The following is a 15169-nucleotide window of genomic DNA, read 5'->3' as shown; positions in this document are numbered from 1 at the left end:
TCCGCCGGCGAACCTTGGTCAGGAACCGGTGGGGGCGGCGAAGGCGAGAACGAAGCCCAGGATGGCCAGGGCCTCGATGAGGGCGAAGCCCAGGTAGATGTTGGTCTGGAGCGGACCGCGCGCCTCGGGCTGGCGGGCGATGGCCTGCATACCGAGACCGAAGACGATACCGACACCGATACCGGCGCCGATGACGCTGATGCCGTAACCGATGGTGTTGATGTTGCCGGTGATCGCAGCGATGTCCATTGATGTTTCCTTTTACTCGACGTCCGGCGTTGCGCTTCGCAAGTGGGTCAGTTCGCCGGTGTGGACGGATCTGTGGCTTCCCACACCCCTGACCGGCCCGGGGGGACCGGGGGGTGTGCGGGGTTCAGTGGGCCGCTTCGAGGGACTGGTTGATGTACAGGCTGGCCAGCAGCGTGAAGATGAACGCCTGGACGGCCATGATCAGGATCTCGAAGAGGAAGAAGGCCAGGTAGCCGAGCAGAGCGGCACCGGAGAAGAGCACCGAAACCGTACTCAGGACCGGTCCGGCCGTCAGGTTCAGCATGTACCAGCCGCCGTAGGCGAACACGGCGAGCAGCAGGCTGCCCGCGAACATGGTCGCGAAGAGACGGAGGGCGTGCGTCACCGGCCGGATGAGGAACACCGAGAGGATTTCGATGGGGGTGACCAGGATGTAGATCACCTTGGGCATTCCCGGGGGGAAGATCTGGTTCCGGAAATAGCCCCAGCCGCCCTGGTTGCGGATTCCGATCACGATGGTCATGACGTAGATGACCGCCGCCAGCATGGCCGTGAAGGCCAGGTTGCTGTTGACCGGCAACATACCGGGGATCAGGCCGGTGAAGTTCATGGCCAGGATCAGCGTGAACACCGCTGTCATGAACGGCAGGAACCGGTCGCCCTTGGCACCCATCGTGGGACGGGTGATCTGGTCGCGCACGAAGAGGACCAGCATCTCTCCGACGCTCTGCCTGCGCCCGGGGACGAGGCTCAGCTTGCGGCTGAACCACGACCACAGAAGCAGGACGGCACCGACCGCGACGAGCAGCAGGACCAGGTAGAGGTCGATACCCGCGCTGCCGGGGATGTTGGTGTACCACGGTTCGGGGAAGAACATCCCGATCGTGGGCGGCGTGAAACCGCACCCGTTGTCACCGAACAAGTGGCAATTCGGTTCGGCCGCGAGAATGCGCACGTCAGCACTCACGGCGAATCCTTTCGTCGTGACGCAAGAAAGCCTCGTTGATGGTTGTTGCGGAGCGTTGTCGCGCGAACCGCGACGCCGGACTGGTAGGGGGACTCAGGAGCGACGGGACTTGGCGACGATCAGGTAGATCGCGCCCGCCATTCCCAGAACCGCCCCGATGGGCAGGAACAGTGCCTGGAAACCCAACAGCTCGTCCGCGGCCCAGCCGATCGCGCTCCAGACGAGCACGCCCGAGAGCAGAGTGGAGAAGAGGGCCCACCCGTCGGACTGACGCGGCACCGAATCCTCGTGCGCGTCTGTCTTCCTGGTCGGTTCGCTGCTCATCTCGCTCCGGAATATAGCATGTGAGCTCGGACGGGGACTCGGAGTCCCAGCCGTCGGGAAGCATCGTATTACGCCCGTTTCGAGGGGCACGGCCGGGGCACTCCATCACCCGTTCTCCGCGCTCTCGACCGGGTCGACGTGGAGCGTCCTCGTCCTGGAGATCGTCCAGGTCTGACCGCCCAGCCAGGCCAGGACGACGGCCAACGCGCTGTACACGAAGGCCGCGCTGTTCAGGCTGGCCACGAAGGAGCTGTTGCCCAGGGTGACCAGGACAACGCCGAGCACCGCCATCTTGAGGACGAAGCCCACGAGGTTCGCCGCGAGGAAGAGGTCCTTGTTTCGGCGGGTGACGAGGATGACGCCCGCCTGTCCCAGACCGAAGCAGCCGAGAACGACCACCGAGGCCAGCGCGGAGCCGGCCAGGCCCGGTGTACCGGCGAGAAGCGCCGATACCGCCAAGGCCAGAAGGGCGCACGCCACACCGGGAAGCGCGGCACCGCGGAAGGCCCTCCAGGCGTCGTTTTCCTGCATGGCGAAGCTCCGTCTGGGGTCGTGGTTGCCTGCTCGTGAAAGCTATCACAAGGTTTTTGGTGCTGAATCCGGGGGTTCCTTAACGCGACCTTAACGGTCCACAAAGTGCCCGATCCAGGCGGTTTTCCACGCTCATGTCGCCTTCGCCACACCTGTTCCGCCACCGTATCCGCAGGTCAGAAGCGCCTTTCCTCGGCTCCAAGGTACGGCCCCCGAGGGCCCGCTCAGCCATCAGTTGGCGAATCGTGATCTGGGGCCGTCTTGACGCTTTCCTTGCGCCGCGGGAACAGCAGTCCGCGTCGCCGCAGACGGGGCAGCGCGATGAGTCCAACCGCACACGTGGCCACCAGCGCGGTCACCGCCAACACGATGACCCAGGAGTCGAACACCGACAGGGCGACCGCGGCGAAGGCCACGATCCCCGCCCACAGGTACATCAGCAGCACCGCGCGCACGTGGCTGTGGCCCATGTCCAGCAGGCGGTGGTGCAGGTGGCCCCGGTCCGGCGCGAACGGGGACTTGCCCGCCAGGGTCCTGCGCACGACGGCCAGCACCAGGTCGGCCAGCGGAAGGGCGATCACCAGCAGCGGCAGCGCGATCGGCAGGAACACCACCAGGCCGGAGTTGAACCCCTCGCGCGCGGTGTTGGCGTCGAACTGCCCGGTCACCGTGATGGTGATCGAGGTCAGCAGCAGGCCCAGCAGCATGGCCCCGGTGTCGCCCATGAACACCTTGGCCGGGTGGAAGTTGTGGCAGAGGAACCCGGCGCACGTGCCCGCGAGGATGATCGCGATCATCGCCGGATAGGACTGGCGCACGAAGCCCTGCTCCACCGCGACGACGTAGTAGTAGGCGAAGAAGGCCAGGGAGGAGATGGCGACGATGCCCGCCGCCAGGCCGTCGAGGCCGTCGGCGAAGTTGACCGCGTTGATGGTCACCACGATCAGCAGGATCGAGACCATCGCGCCCAGCCACGGACCCAGGGAGAGCTGGGTGCCGGGCAGCGGCAGCCACAGCAGCTGCACGCCCTGCCAGACCAGGATGCCCGCGGCGGCGGTCTGCCCGGCGAGCTTGCTCAGCGCGTCCATGCCCCAGCGGTCGTCGATGACGCCGACGATGGTGATGAGTCCGCCCGCGAGCAGCAGGCCCATCCAGGTGTCGGCGAGGAAGACGTCCTGGAGGTGGGGCAGCTGGGCCGAGATCAGCAGGGCGGCGGCGAACCCTCCGTAGATGGCCAGCCCGCCCAGTCGCGGGATGGGCTCGGTGTGCACGTCGCGGTCGCGCACCGGCGGCGTGGCGCCGAAGGCGATGGCGAACCGGCGCACCAGCGGAACGAGCAGGTAGGTCACCGCGGCGGCGATGACGAAGGTGAGCGCGTACTCACGCACGTCCTGGCCCCTCTAGTTCTTGTCGCCGTCGGGGGCGGTCCCGGGAGCGCTCTCGTCCTCGTCCCGCGAGGTCTGCGCCTCCGGTGCCGGGGCCTGCTCGTCCCCGGCCTCGCCGCCCTCCGGCCGCACGGGCTTGCGGGGACCCTTGCGCAGCTCGCCGATCACGGTGCCGCACACCGCGCGCAGCTGTTCGATGGAGATGGCGCCCGCGCGCAGCACGCGCGGGACCGCGTAGGTCAGGTCGACGATGGTGGAGGAGACGCGGGACTCGGTCTCGCCGCCGTCCAGGTAGACGGCGATGTCCTCGTCACCGAGCTGCTCGATGGCCTCCTCCACACGGGTCGCGGAGGGCTGGCCGGACTTGTTGGCGCTGCTGACCGCCATGGGCCCGACCTCCTTGAGCAGGTCCAGGGCGACCGGGTCCATCGGCATGCGCACGCCCACGGTGCCCTTGGTGTCGCCCAGGTCCCAGGACAGGCTGGGGGTGGCGGTGCAGACCAGGGTGAGCGGGCCGGGCCAGAACTCCTCCATGAGGTCGCGACCGTGGTTGCCCAGGTCGTCGACGAGGGCGTTGGCGGCCCGCATCGAGCCGACCAGCACCGGCGGGGGCATCTCGCGGCCCCGGCCCTTGGTGGCGAGCAGCCTGGCCACGGCCGTCGGGCTGAAGGCGTCGGTACCGATGCCGTACACGGTGTCCGTGGGCAGCACCACAAGGTCGCCTCGGCGTACCGCGGACGCGGCGTCGGCGATGCCGTCCTTGCGGGCGGTCTCGTCCGCGCAGTCGTAGATGCGGCTCACCTGCGTTCACCTCACTCTTGAACGGAGTCCACCGGGTTCACGGTCGGACCGGGATACGGGGGGCGGGGGAAAGCACGTCAGCCGTCCTCGTCGGCGCGGCGCATGACCACGAAGCGGTCGCGCCGGGCCAGGTCCTTGCGGTTGAGGACGTCGCGCCAGCCCCTGTCCTCGGGGAAGAGCCAGGGGATGTCGATGCCCTGGCCGTCGTGGTGCTCCACGGCCATCGCGCCGCCGGGGCGCAGCAGCCTGCGGCCGACCGCCTCCAGCGCGCGGATCATGTCCAGGCCGTCCTCGCCCGACCACAGCGCGGGGGCGGGGTCGTAGTCGCGCACCTCGGGCGGGATGGCTCCGGCCTCGCGGGTGGGGACGTAGGGGGGGTTGCTGATGAGCAGGTCGACGCGCCCGTTGAGCTGGGGAAGGGCGGTGCGCATGTCGCCGTGGTGGGAGGTGACCCGGTCGGCGTGGCCGCTGGCGTCGATGTTGCGCCGGGCCCAGGCCAGGGCGTCGGGGTCGACCTCCACCGTGTGCACGCGTGAGCGCGGCACCTCCTGCGCGATGGAGATGGCGATGGCTCCCGAGCCGGTGCCGAGGTCGACCACCAGGGGGTCGGCGACGTCCATGGCGCGCAGGGTCTGGATGGCCCAGTCCACCATGATCTCGGTCTCGGGGCGGGGCACGAAGACCCCGGGTCCGACGCGGAGTTCGAGGTAGCGGAAGTAGGCGCGGCCGGTGATGTGCTGGAGGGGTTCGCGGGCCTCGCGCCGGGAGACGCACTCCCAGTAGCGGGCGTCGAAGTCGGAGTCGGCGACCGTGTGCAGCTCCCCTCGACGGACACCGTGCACGAACGCCGCGAGTTCCTCGGCATCGGCGCGAGGTGAGGCCACGCCCGCCTCCGCGAGTCTGCGCGTCGCGCGGGCGACCTCGTCGAGCAGGACGTTCATGACGACTGAGCCGCTTCGAGCCTTTCCTTGGTGTCCGCGTCCACGAGGGCCTTGACGACCCCGCCGAGTTCCCCGTCGAGGACTTGGTCGAGGTTGTAGGCCTTGTATCCGACCCGGTGGTCGGAGATGCGGTTCTCGGGGAAATTGTAGGTGCGCACGCGCTCGGACCGGTCCACCGTGCGGACCTGGCTCTTGCGCTCGGCGGCGGCCTCGGCGTCCGCGCTGGCCTGGGCCTCGGCGTAGATGCGGGCGCGCAGGATGCGCATGGCCTGCTCCTTGTTCTGGAGCTGGCTCTTCTCGTTCTGGCACGAGGCGACGATGCCGGTCGGCAGGTGGGTGATGCGCACCGCGGAGTCGGTGGTGTTGACGCTCTGGCCGCCGGGTCCGGAGGAGCGGTAGACGTCCACGCGAAGGTCCTTCTCGTGGATCTCGACCTCGATGTCCTCGGCCTCGGGGACGACCAGCACACCGGCCGCGGAGGTGTGGATGCGGCCCTGGGACTCGGTGACGGGGACGCGCTGCACGCGGTGCACGCCGCCCTCGAACTTGAGCATCGGCCACACGCCCGAACCGGGCTCGGGGGTGCCCTTGTTCTTGAAGGCGATCGTGATGTCCTTGTACCCGCCGAGGTCGGAGTGGGTGGAGTCGATGACCTCGGTCTTCCAGCCCTGGCGCTCGGCGTAGCGCAGGTACATGCGCACCAGGTCGCCGGCGAAGAGGGCGGACTCCTCACCGCCCTCGCCCGCCTTGACCTCCATGATGAGGTTCTTGTCGTCGGCGGGGTCGCGGGGGATGAGCAGGACGCGCAGGCGCTCGGTGAGCCGCTCGGCCTCCTCGGTCAGGCGGTCGGCCTCCTCGGCGAAGGAGGAGTCCTCGGCAGCGAGCTCGCGCGCGGTGTCGATGTCGCTCTCGACCTCCTTGAGCGCGCGGTAGGTCTCGATGATGGGGGTGAGCTGTGCGTAGCGTTTGCCCAGCGTGCGCGCCCTGGCCTGGTCGGCGTGCACCTCGGGGTCGGCGAGCTGCTGTTCCAGCTCGTAGTACTCCCCCAGTAGGTCGTCCAGCTTCACGTTCGCCCGTCCCCGTCGTGTTGTGCTTACCTCGCCTGTCCGTCTCCCCCTCGGGGGTCAGCCTGGTCCCGCGGGGCCGGGTGCTCCGGCCCCGCGGGACAGCGGGCGGCGCTACTTGCGCTTGCCGAAGCGCTTCTCGAAGCGGGCGACGCGGCCACCGGTGTCCAGGATCTTCTGCTTGCCCGTGTAGAACGGGTGGCACTCGGAGCACACCTCGGCGCGGATCTTGCCCTCGGTGACGGTGCTGCGGGTGGTGAAGTGGGCACCGCAGGTGCAGGTCACCTCGGTAGCGACGTACTCGGGGTGGATGTCGGCCTTCATGTGTGTCTCCTCATCAGGGGCGCAACCGCCGGACGCATGACGGGCCGGGCCGCCAGGGGGCGGGTCGGTCGTCGTGGGCCATGCGCGAACCGGTGTCGCGGCGATCCGGGTAACGGGGCGGCGGGCCCAGCCGAAGCAGGGCGGGCCACTCCTCGCTACCAGTTTGCCAGACCCACAACGTTGCCGGGACCAGTACCTATTCCTCCCCCTTCCCGCGGCCTCCTCCGGAGGCGGTTCCGGCGGTGCGGGAGGGGGGCTTGTCCGCGTCGGCCCTGCGCATGAGGAGGACGAGCGCGGTGAGTGCGGCGAGGAGCAGAAGGAGCATGACGGTGCCGCTGTTGGGGCCGAACCCGTAGACGAGGACGTAGCTCACCGACCCCGCCAGCAGCACGTAGTAGGTCATGGGCAGGAGGCTCTGGCGGATGAGGTCGCCCTCGCGTCCGGCCAGTCCGACCACGGCGGAGGCGGCGACCACGTTGTGCACGGTGATCATGTTGCCCGCGGCGCCGCCCACGGCCTGAGTGGCCACGACGGTCTCGGGCGGGATGCCGATGCGTTCGGCGGTGGAGAACTGGAAGAGGGAGAACATCAGGTTGGACACGGTGTTGGAGCCCGCGACGAAGGCGCCCAGGGCGCCGATCCAGGGGGCGTAGAGCGGCCAAGCGGTCCCGCCCAGTTCGGCGGCTCCGGCGGCGAGGGTGAGCGGCATGCTCTCCATGGCGGTGTCGCCGAAGTCGCCTCCGGTGTTGATGAAGACGCGGACGAGCGGGACGGCGAAGAGCAGGGCGACGGCCGCCCCGGCCAGCTGTGATCCGGCCATCCGCCAGGAGTCGGCGATCTGGCGGCGGGTCATGCGGTGCAGGCCGTAGGTGAGCAGGCAGACGAGGATGAAGGTCGCGCCGGGAGAGTAGAGGGGTTCGACGAGCTGGGAGACGGGGGTGCCGAAGATGTCGGTGGCTCCGACCGTGACGCCGGTCAGCCAGTCCTCCAGGGGCGTGATGGTGCGGGTGGCCACCAGCAGCGCGGCGACCATGAGGTAGGGCGCCCAGGCGGCCAGGAAGCCCACGCGTCCTCCGTCGGCGCGCGCGGTCTCGCCGTCCCCCCGGGAGAGCGTGCCGCTCCAGCGGGCCAGCCAGTCCTCGCGGGGCGGGAAGTCCCAGGTCCGCTTGGGCATGAGGAAGCCCCTGCGCGCGGCGAGGACGACGATGACCAGGCCGGTGAGGCCGCCGAGGAGGCTGGTGAACTCCACGCCGAGGAAGTGGTTGTACAGGACCGAGGGGACGGTCATGGCGAAGGCGGCGAACAGCGCGAACCTCCACACTCCGAGGCCGTCGGAGAAGCGCCGGTTCCCGCCGTAGAAGCCGCAGAGCATGCAGCAGATGAAGAGCGGGACGAGGGTTCCGGCGACGGCGTGCAGCAGGACGGTCTGGAACCCGATGAGGCTGACGAACCCGGGCATGTCCAGGCCGAGTTCGGCGGCGCGCGCGGCGGCCGCGGACGACCCCTCCAGCCCTCCGGAGACGCCGACGAGGACGGGTGTGCCCACCGCGCCGAAGCTGACCGGCGTGCTCTGGATGACCAGGCCGACCATGACGGCGGCCATCGCGGGGAAGCCCAGGGCGAGCAGGAGCGGCGCGACCACGGCGGCGGGGGTGCCGAAACCGGAGGCGCCCTCGATGAAGCTGCCGAACAGCCAGCCGATGATGATCGCCTGGACGCGGCGGTCGGGGCTGATGTCGGTGAAGGTGGTGCGGATGGTGGCGATGGCGCCGCTCTTGGTGAGGGTGGACAGCAGCAGGAGCGCGCCGAAGATGATGTAGAGCAGGCCGATCGCGAGGATGAGGCCCTGGACGGTGGAGGCGGCGATCGCGACCCAGTCGGTCTGCCAGAAGAGGACGGCGACGGCGACCACGACGACGTATCCGGCGGGCATCGCGTACATGGCCGGGAGGCGGAACCCGACGAGCAGGACGCCGACGAGGACGATCGGGGCGAGCGCGAGGAGGCTGAGTAGGGCGAGGTTGTCCATCCGGGCGGCTCCCTGGTGCGGGGACTACTCGACGGCGAGACCCTAAATCGTTTTCCTGTCGCGGGATACACCCTTCTGTGATCCGCAACACAGTAGTGATCTTTTTCGTTTCACGGGTTGGCTCTTCCGCGATTCGAAAGGAAAGCGGTGGAGGACGCGGCCGGTGGAGGGCGGGCCCGTACGCGGGAGCCCGCCCGGGCGGGCCCGCCTGCCGCGGACACACCGCGCGGACACGACGAAGCCCCCCTCCCGGAACGGGAGAGGGGCCTGCTTCGACCCGGGGGCCGCGGGTCAGCGCTCGGGACCCACGGTGGTCTTCTGGATCTGGAGCAGGAACTCGGCGTTGCTCTTGGACTCCTTCATCTTGTCCAGGAGCAGCTCGATGGCCTGCTGGGTGTCGAGCGCGTGCAGCACCCGGCGCAGCTTCCAGACCACGCCCAGCTCCTCGGAGGACATGAGGATCTCCTCCTTGCGGGTGCTGGACGCGTCCACGTCCACCGCGGGGAAGATCCGCTTGTCGGCCAGGCTCCGGTTGAGCTTGAGCTCCATGTTGCCGGTGCCCTTGAACTCCTCGAAGATCACCTCGTCGGCGCGCGAGCCGGTCTCGACCAGCGCCGTGGCCAGGATGGTCAGCGAGCCGCCGCCCTCGATGTTGCGGGCCGCGCCGAAGAAGCGCTTGGGCGGGTAGAGCGCCGTGGAGTCCACACCGCCGGACATGATGCGCCCGCTGGCCGGGGCGGCCAGGTTGTAGGCGCGGCCCAGGCGGGTGATGGAGTCCAGCAGGACGACGACGTCCATGCCCATCTCCACGAGCCGCTTGGCGCGCTCGATGGCCAGGTCGGCGACGACCGTGTGGTCCTCGGCGGGCCGGTCGAAGGTCGAGTGGATGACCTCGCCCTTGACCGTGCGCTGCATGTCGGTGACTTCCTCGGGCCGCTCGTCGACCAGGATCACCATCAGGTAGCACTCGGGGTTGTTCTCGGTGATGGCGTTGGCGATCGCCTGCACCACCATCGTCTTGCCCGCCTTGGGCGGGGAGACGATCAGCCCGCGCTGGCCCTTGCCGATGGGCGCCACCAGGTCGATGATGCGCGTGGTGAGGATCTGCGGCTCGGTCTCCAGGCGCAGGCGCTCCTGCGGGTACAGGGGGACCAGCTTGGAGAACTCCTGGCGGCCCCTGGCCTGGTCGGGCGACATGCCGTTGACCGAGTCCAGGCGGACCAGGGCGTTGAACTTCTCCCTGCGCTCGCCGTCCTTGGGCTGGCGGACCGCGCCGATGATGTGGTCGCCCTTGCGCAGGCCGTGCTTGCGGACCTGGGCCAGGGAGACGTAGACATCGCTCTGGCCGGGGAGGTAGCCGGTGGTGCGCACGAAGGCGTAGTTGTCCAGGATGTCGAGGATGCCCGCGACCGGCAGCAGGACGTCGTCCTCGCCGATCACCGGCTCCGGCTCCTGGCCCCCGCCGCGTCCGCGGCGGTCCCGACGGTCCCGACGGCGTCCGCGGCGGCGTCCGCCGAAGTCGTCGTCGTCGCCACCGCCACCACCGGAGCCGCGGCCCTGGTTCTGGCCGCCACCACCCTGCTGGGCGTTGCTGTTCGCGTTCTGGTCGTCACCGCCGCGGTTGCGGTTGCGGCGGTTGCGCTGGCGCTCGCGACCCTGCCCGGACCTGTTGTCACGGTCCTCGGCGGAGTCGGGGCCGTTCTTCTGGGGGGTGCTGGATGTCTTGGTCACGCTGCTCGCGGAGGTAGAGGATTCGGCGCCGTCCACCGCCCGGGGCTGGTCGCCGGGCTCGTCACCGCGTCGGCGGGACGAACGACGACCGCGGGAGGGCTTGTCGCCCCGTCCGCCCTGGGGGTCGGTCACGGCCTGGTCCGACGGCTGCTTGTCCGCGCGCTTGCGCGGGGCCTCGTCCGTGCCCGGCGTCTCGGGAGCCTCGGCCCGGCCGTCGGTTGCCTCGACCTTACCGGCCTTGGACGCCGTCTCTGCGCTCTTTGCTGTTTTGGCCTTCGTGGGGCCGCCGACCGGGCCGCCCTGCTTGGCCTCGATCGCGGCGATGACGTCGCTCTTGCGCATGCGCCCCGTACCGGTGATACCCAGGCTGGACGCGAGCTTCTGGAGCTCGGGGAGCTTCAAGGCCGCGAGACCGGTGCCGCGCGACGCCGTGCGGGACCGCGAGGGCGTGGCTGTCGGCGCGCCATCGCCAGCCTCCGTCACGGAAACGCCGGTGGTGGCTTTGTCTTCGACCGCCGCGTCCGTTCGGAGTTCGGTGGTGTCGCTCACTAAGGGTCCTTCCCAAGGAGCGGGCGTCGGCCGTCAGCGGGTGCTGGAGCGGCCGGCCCGGTGGTGCGAACCGGCAGGGCCGGGTAGGGCGTGCCCCACGTGGATGTTCGGAAACCGGCGTGAAGGCGGTCCCGTACCCAATCGCGACGGGCTCTGGGTACAGCCAGACGTCGGGGCGGATGGCTCGGTGGTGTTGCCCGTCCATCGTGGAGACACGCTCATCCGAGGAGGAGCGGGCTGCGATGACGTTGGCGACAGTCGCGGGAGAACCGCGGACTCGACACGTCGGCCGCCGCTTCCGGTTGGTCGTGGGACCGGACCACCGGAGTATGGGACGCGAAGGCCGTTGTGGCGGATGAGCACTCGCCCCGCAACGGGGCATCTGGTGCTTCACCTAGCCTAACACCACCACAGGCCACGGCTATTCCTCGACACAGGTGCTACGGATGGGGAGATGGGGACCGCACCCCCGCCAGCTCCACGAGCAGGGGGCGTATGTCCCAATTCTTACCCGCCCTCCGGCGGATCGAATCAACCTGGTCCGCGATTTCCGGCGAATCCGCGGACGCCTCCCCCGCCCCCGTGGAGCACAGGACCAGGACCGTCGGCCCGGCCCCGGAGACCACCGCGGGCAGTTTCTCGTGTTGCCGCAGGTCACGGATGAGATCGAGGGTGTCCGGCATGGCCGGGGCGCGGTAGGGCTCGTGTAGCCGATCCCGCGTGGCCGCGTACAGGGCCTCGGGATGGCCACAAACGGCCGCGGTCATCAGCGCGGCGCGCCCGGCGTTGAACGCGGCGTCGCCGTGGGGCACCCGCTCGGGCAGCAGCCCGCGGGCCCGCTCGGTGGACAGCCGCCACTCGGGCACGCACAGCACCGGCAGGACGCGGGGGTCCGGGGCCAAGGACACCGCGCCCCAGCGGTCGCCGTCGCGGTAGGCGACCGTGTAACCGCCGTAGACGCAGGGGGCCACGTTGTCGGGGTGTCCCTCGATGTCCGCGGCGATCTGGTAGATGCCGTCGCGGTCCGGTCCGCCGTCGGGGCCGGTGCGCCCCAGCAGGGCGCTGGCGGCGGCCACGCCGCCGACGATCGCCGAGGAGGAGGAGCCGAGACCGCGTGCGTGCGGGATCCCGTTGACGCAGGTCAGGTCGAGCCCGGGCAGTTGCTCCCCGGCCCGTTCGAAGGTCTCGCGCATGGCGCGCACCACGAGGTGGCGCTCGTCGAGGGGGACCTCGTCGGCGCCCTCCCCCTCGACGCGCACGCGCAGCTCGCCGTCCTCGCGCGGGGACGCCTCGAATGTGTTGTACAGGCGCAGTGCCAGGCCCAGGGCGTCGAAGCCCGGTCCGAGGTTGGCGCTGGTGGCGGGGGCCTGGACGGACACCCGGGTGGGGCGTGATGGGCTCACGTGGGGCTCTCTCCTGGCGGGGGCTCTCGGGAAGCCCCCCGTGGTACTCGTCCACAGGCGGGACCGGGGTCTTGCAAGGATGATGGGTGCGCGGTGAGGGTGATTGTCGGGGGCCCACGCCCTCGCGGGCACGGGGCCGCACCCCTCCCGGTCGGGAGGTTACCGGCGTCCCCGCCAGGGCGGAAGGCACTCCCTCCGCCCTGTGGACGACCGGTCTCAGGCCAGGTCGAGGGCCTGGGCCGCGGCGAGGGCGTCGACCGGGACGGTGGTGGCGGAGGAGGCTCCGGCCAGCGCCCAGTCGGGGTCCTTGAGGCCGTTGCCGGTCACGGTGCACACCACGCGGCTGCCGGGCTCGACCAGCCCCGCCTGGACGGACTGGAGCAGACCGGCCACGCTGGCGGCGGAGGCCAGCTCCACGAACACGCCCTCCTCGGCGGCGAGGAGCTTGTAGGCGGCCATGATCTGGCGGTCGGTGACCTTGTCGATGAGGCCGCCGGACTCGTCGCGGGCTTGCTCGGCCAGCTTCCAGGAGGCCGGGTTGCCGATGCGGATGGCGGTGGCGATGGTGCTCGGGCTGGTGACGGGCGCGCCGTTGACGATGGGCGCGGAGCCGCTGGCCTGGAAGCCGAGCATGCGCGGGTTGCGGGTGGAGATCCCGTCCCTGGAGTACTCGGTGTAGCCCATCCAGTAGGCGGTGATGTTGCCCGCGTTGCCCACGGGGATGCAGTGGACGTCGGGGGCGTCGCCGAGGGCGTCGACGATCTCGAAGGCGGCGGTCTTCTGCCCCTGGAGGCGGTAGGGGTTGACCGAGTTCACCAGGGCGACCGGGTAGTCCACGCTGAGCTTGCGGGCCAGTTCGAGGCAGTCGTCGAAGTTGCCGTCGACCTGGAGCAGGCGGGCGCCGTGGACGAGGGCCTGGGCCAGCTTGCCCATGGCGATCTTGCCCTGGGGCACGAGCACGGCGCAGGTCATGCCCGCGCGGATGGCGTAGGCGGCGGCGCTGGCGCTGGTGTTGCCGGTGGAGGCGCAGATGACGGCCTTGGCGCCGTCCTCGGCGGCCTTGGTGATGGCCATGGTCATGCCGCGGTCCTTGAAGGACCCGGTGGGGTTGAGCCCCTCGACCTTGAGGAAGACCTCGCAGCCCGTGAGCTCGGACACGCGCGTGGCGGGCAGCAGGGGCGTGCCGCCCTCCTGGAGGGTGACAACGGGGGTGCTCTCGTTGACGGGGAGGCGGTCGCGGTACTCCTCGACGATGCCTCGCCACGCCCGTGCCATGCTCACGACTTGTCCCTTTCGGGTGGATGCGGCTTCGCTTGACGCGCGGTGGAAGCGGCGGGGTTCCCGGACGGCCCGGCGGCGCGTCCGTCCTCCCCACCAGCTACGAGTCTATGACCACGCCCGCACTATCTCGAATCGCGGTCTGATGTCTCATCATACGGACATGGGGTCGGCGGAGGGGGCCGCACGGGTCCCGTGCGGCCCTCCGCGGGGTCCCGGCCGTCCGCGGCGCGCGGTCCGCTCAGTCGGCGAAGGTCTCCACGCGCATGACACTGGCCACCTCGCGCACCATGTCGTGGACGCGCAGGTCCTCGACCGTGGCGCTGAGCGCGGCGTCGGGGGCGGGGTGGCTCACCAGCACCAGCTGGGCGTCGTCCCCGCTGCCCTCCTGGCGCACGTTCTTGATGGACACCCCGTGGTCGGCGAAGATCTCCGCGACCTTGGACAGCACGCCGGGGCGGTCCGCCACGTCCAGCGCCACGTGGTAGCTGGTGATGGTCTCGCCCATGTCGTGCACCGGCAGCCCGGTGTCGTGCCCGCCCTCGGCCACCGAGGTGTCGGCGAGGCGGTTGCGCGCCACCGCGACCAGGTCTCCCAGGACCGCGCTGGCGGTGGGGGTACCCCCCGCCCCGGCCCCGTAGAACATCAGGCGGCCCGCGGACTCGGCCTCCACGAACACCGCGTTGTAGGCCTCCTTGACGCTGGCCAGGGGGTGCTCGACCGGGAGCATCACCGGGTGGACGCGCACGCCCACCGACCCCCCGTCCTGCGAGCGCTGGCAGATGGCCAGGAGTTTGACCACGCAGCCCATCGCGCGGGCGCTGGCGATGTCACCCGCGGACACGCCGGTGATGCCCTCGCGGTGCACGTCGGCGGCGGTCACCCGCTGGGTGTGGAAGGCCAGCCGGGCCAGGATCGCGGCCTTGGCCGCCGCGTCGAAGCCCTCCACGTCCGCGGTGGGGTCGGCCTCGGCGTACCCGAGGGCCTGCGCCTGTTCCAGGGACTCGGTGAACCCGGCGCCCAGGGAGTCCATCCGGTCGAGGATGTAGTTCGTGGTGCCGTTGACGATGCCCAGCACGCGGTTGACCCTGTCCCCCGCGAGCGAGTCGCGCAGCGGCCGCAGCAGCGGGATCGCGCCCGCCACGGAGGCCTCGTAGTACAGGTCCACCCCGGCGTCGCGGGCGGCGGCGTGCAGGGTCTGGCCGTCCTCGGCGAGCAGGGCCTTGTTGGCCGTGACCACGGACTTGCCCGACTTGATCGCGGCGAGGATCAGCGAGCGGGCCGGTTCGATGCCGCCGATGACCTCCACCACGAGGTCGATGTCGGGACGCGTGGCCAGGGCCGTGGCGTCGGTGGTCAGCAGCGCCGGGTCGACGCCGCGGTCGCGGCCCAGGCGGCGCACCGCGATGCCCCCGATCTCGATGGGCGTGCCCACCCGCGCGGCCAGTTCCTCGGACTGCTCGTTGACCAGGCGGACGACTTCCGAGCCCACCACGCCGCATCCGAGCAGCGCCACCTTCATCGCCATTTGGGCGTGACTCCCACTTCTCTCGTGAATCCTCGTCTCGGGGCGGCCCCGGCCGCCGTCGGGAC

General features: G+C 70.3%; 14 protein-coding genes. All 14 read right to left on the bottom strand.

The genetic code is table 11. The features are described from left to right. Window positions 1-18 precede the first annotated feature (18 nt). Window positions 19-249: an ATP synthase F0 subunit C gene (atpE, locus tag G011_RS0112570; RefSeq protein ID WP_013151386.1), complete on the bottom strand. Its 231-nt coding sequence runs from the start codon at window positions 247-249 to the stop codon at window positions 19-21. A 124-nt stretch (window positions 250-373) separates the two neighbouring features. Further along, window positions 374-1204, bottom strand: a complete 831-nt coding sequence (gene atpB / locus G011_RS0112565) for a F0F1 ATP synthase subunit A (RefSeq protein ID WP_026338246.1) — start codon at window positions 1202-1204, stop codon at window positions 374-376. Window positions 1205-1309: 105 nt separating this feature from the next. Further along, window positions 1310-1540 (bottom strand): AtpZ/AtpI family protein, encoded by a 231-nt coding sequence (locus G011_RS0112560; protein WP_019608761.1) that lies wholly within the window; start codon window positions 1538-1540, stop codon window positions 1310-1312. Between the two features lie 105 nt (window positions 1541-1645). Continuing rightward, complete coding sequence (locus G011_RS0112555) at window positions 1646-2071, bottom strand: hypothetical protein (protein WP_019608760.1); 426 nt, start codon at window positions 2069-2071, stop codon at window positions 1646-1648. Between the two features lie 224 nt (window positions 2072-2295). Next, entirely contained in the window at window positions 2296-3459 is a 1164-nt protein-coding gene (locus G011_RS0112550) for an MraY family glycosyltransferase (RefSeq protein ID WP_013151382.1), read from the bottom strand. Between the two features lie 12 nt (window positions 3460-3471). Further along, window positions 3472-4257 carry an L-threonylcarbamoyladenylate synthase gene (locus G011_RS0112545; RefSeq protein ID WP_019608759.1) on the bottom strand — a complete coding sequence of 262 codons (786 nt, stop codon included), beginning with the start codon at window positions 4255-4257 and terminating at the stop codon, window positions 3472-3474. A 77-nt stretch (window positions 4258-4334) separates the two neighbouring features. Further along, window positions 4335-5198 carry a peptide chain release factor N(5)-glutamine methyltransferase gene (gene prmC / locus G011_RS0112540; RefSeq protein ID WP_013151380.1) on the bottom strand — a complete coding sequence of 288 codons (864 nt, stop codon included), beginning with the start codon at window positions 5196-5198 and terminating at the stop codon, window positions 4335-4337. Further along, window positions 5195-6265, bottom strand: a complete 1071-nt coding sequence (gene prfA, locus G011_RS0112535; RefSeq protein ID WP_013151379.1) for a peptide chain release factor 1 — start codon at window positions 6263-6265, stop codon at window positions 5195-5197. The genes prmC and prfA overlap by 4 nt, the downstream gene beginning before the upstream one ends. Before the next feature lie 111 nt (window positions 6266-6376). Further along, entirely contained in the window at window positions 6377-6586 is a 210-nt protein-coding gene (gene rpmE, locus G011_RS0112530; protein WP_013151378.1) for a 50S ribosomal protein L31, read from the bottom strand. A 196-nt stretch (window positions 6587-6782) separates the two neighbouring features. Beyond that, complete coding sequence (locus G011_RS0112525) at window positions 6783-8615, bottom strand: L-lactate permease (protein ID WP_019608758.1); 1833 nt, start codon at window positions 8613-8615, stop codon at window positions 6783-6785. 291 nt (window positions 8616-8906) lie between these two features. Continuing rightward, window positions 8907-10895 (bottom strand): transcription termination factor Rho, encoded by a 1989-nt coding sequence (rho, locus tag G011_RS0112520; RefSeq protein ID WP_013151376.1) that lies wholly within the window; start codon window positions 10893-10895, stop codon window positions 8907-8909. Between the two features lie 440 nt (window positions 10896-11335). Continuing rightward, window positions 11336-12274: a homoserine kinase gene (gene thrB / locus G011_RS0112515; RefSeq protein ID WP_019608757.1), complete on the bottom strand. Its 939-nt coding sequence runs from the start codon at window positions 12272-12274 to the stop codon at window positions 11336-11338. Between the two features lie 240 nt (window positions 12275-12514). Further along, window positions 12515-13573 carry a threonine synthase gene (gene thrC, locus G011_RS0112510; protein WP_013151374.1) on the bottom strand — a complete coding sequence of 353 codons (1059 nt, stop codon included), beginning with the start codon at window positions 13571-13573 and terminating at the stop codon, window positions 12515-12517. A gap of 244 nt (window positions 13574-13817) precedes the next feature. After that, window positions 13818-15104: a homoserine dehydrogenase gene (locus G011_RS0112505; protein ID WP_013151373.1), complete on the bottom strand. Its 1287-nt coding sequence runs from the start codon at window positions 15102-15104 to the stop codon at window positions 13818-13820. Window positions 15105-15169: the final 65 nt, after the last annotated feature.

This window comes from Nocardiopsis sp. CNS-639, from assembly GCF_000381685.1.
Taxonomy (GTDB): Bacteria; Actinomycetota; Actinomycetes; order Streptosporangiales; family Streptosporangiaceae; genus Nocardiopsis; species Nocardiopsis dassonvillei.
This window is presented reverse-complemented; position numbering and strand designations above follow the sequence as displayed.

Excerpts from the sequence above, each read along its gene's own strand:
- atpE (WP_013151386.1), bottom strand. The coding sequence starts at position 249 with ATGGACATCGCTGCGATCACCGGCAACATCAACACCATCGGTTACGGC.
- G011_RS0112560 (WP_019608761.1), bottom strand. The coding sequence starts at position 1,540 with ATGAGCAGCGAACCGACCAGGAAGACAGACGCGCACGAGGATTCGGTG.
- G011_RS0112555 (WP_019608760.1), bottom strand. The coding sequence starts at position 2,071 with ATGCAGGAAAACGACGCCTGGAGGGCCTTCCGCGGTGCCGCGCTTCCC.
- prmC (WP_013151380.1), bottom strand. The coding sequence starts at position 5,198 with ATGAACGTCCTGCTCGACGAGGTCGCCCGCGCGACGCGCAGACTCGCG.
- rpmE (WP_013151378.1), bottom strand. The coding sequence starts at position 6,586 with ATGAAGGCCGACATCCACCCCGAGTACGTCGCTACCGAGGTGACCTGC.
- G011_RS0112525 (WP_019608758.1), bottom strand. The coding sequence starts at position 8,615 with ATGGACAACCTCGCCCTACTCAGCCTCCTCGCGCTCGCCCCGATCGTC.
- thrC (WP_013151374.1), bottom strand. The coding sequence starts at position 13,573 with ATGGCACGGGCGTGGCGAGGCATCGTCGAGGAGTACCGCGACCGCCTC.
- G011_RS0112505 (WP_013151373.1), bottom strand. The coding sequence starts at position 15,104 with ATGGCGATGAAGGTGGCGCTGCTCGGATGCGGCGTGGTGGGCTCGGAA.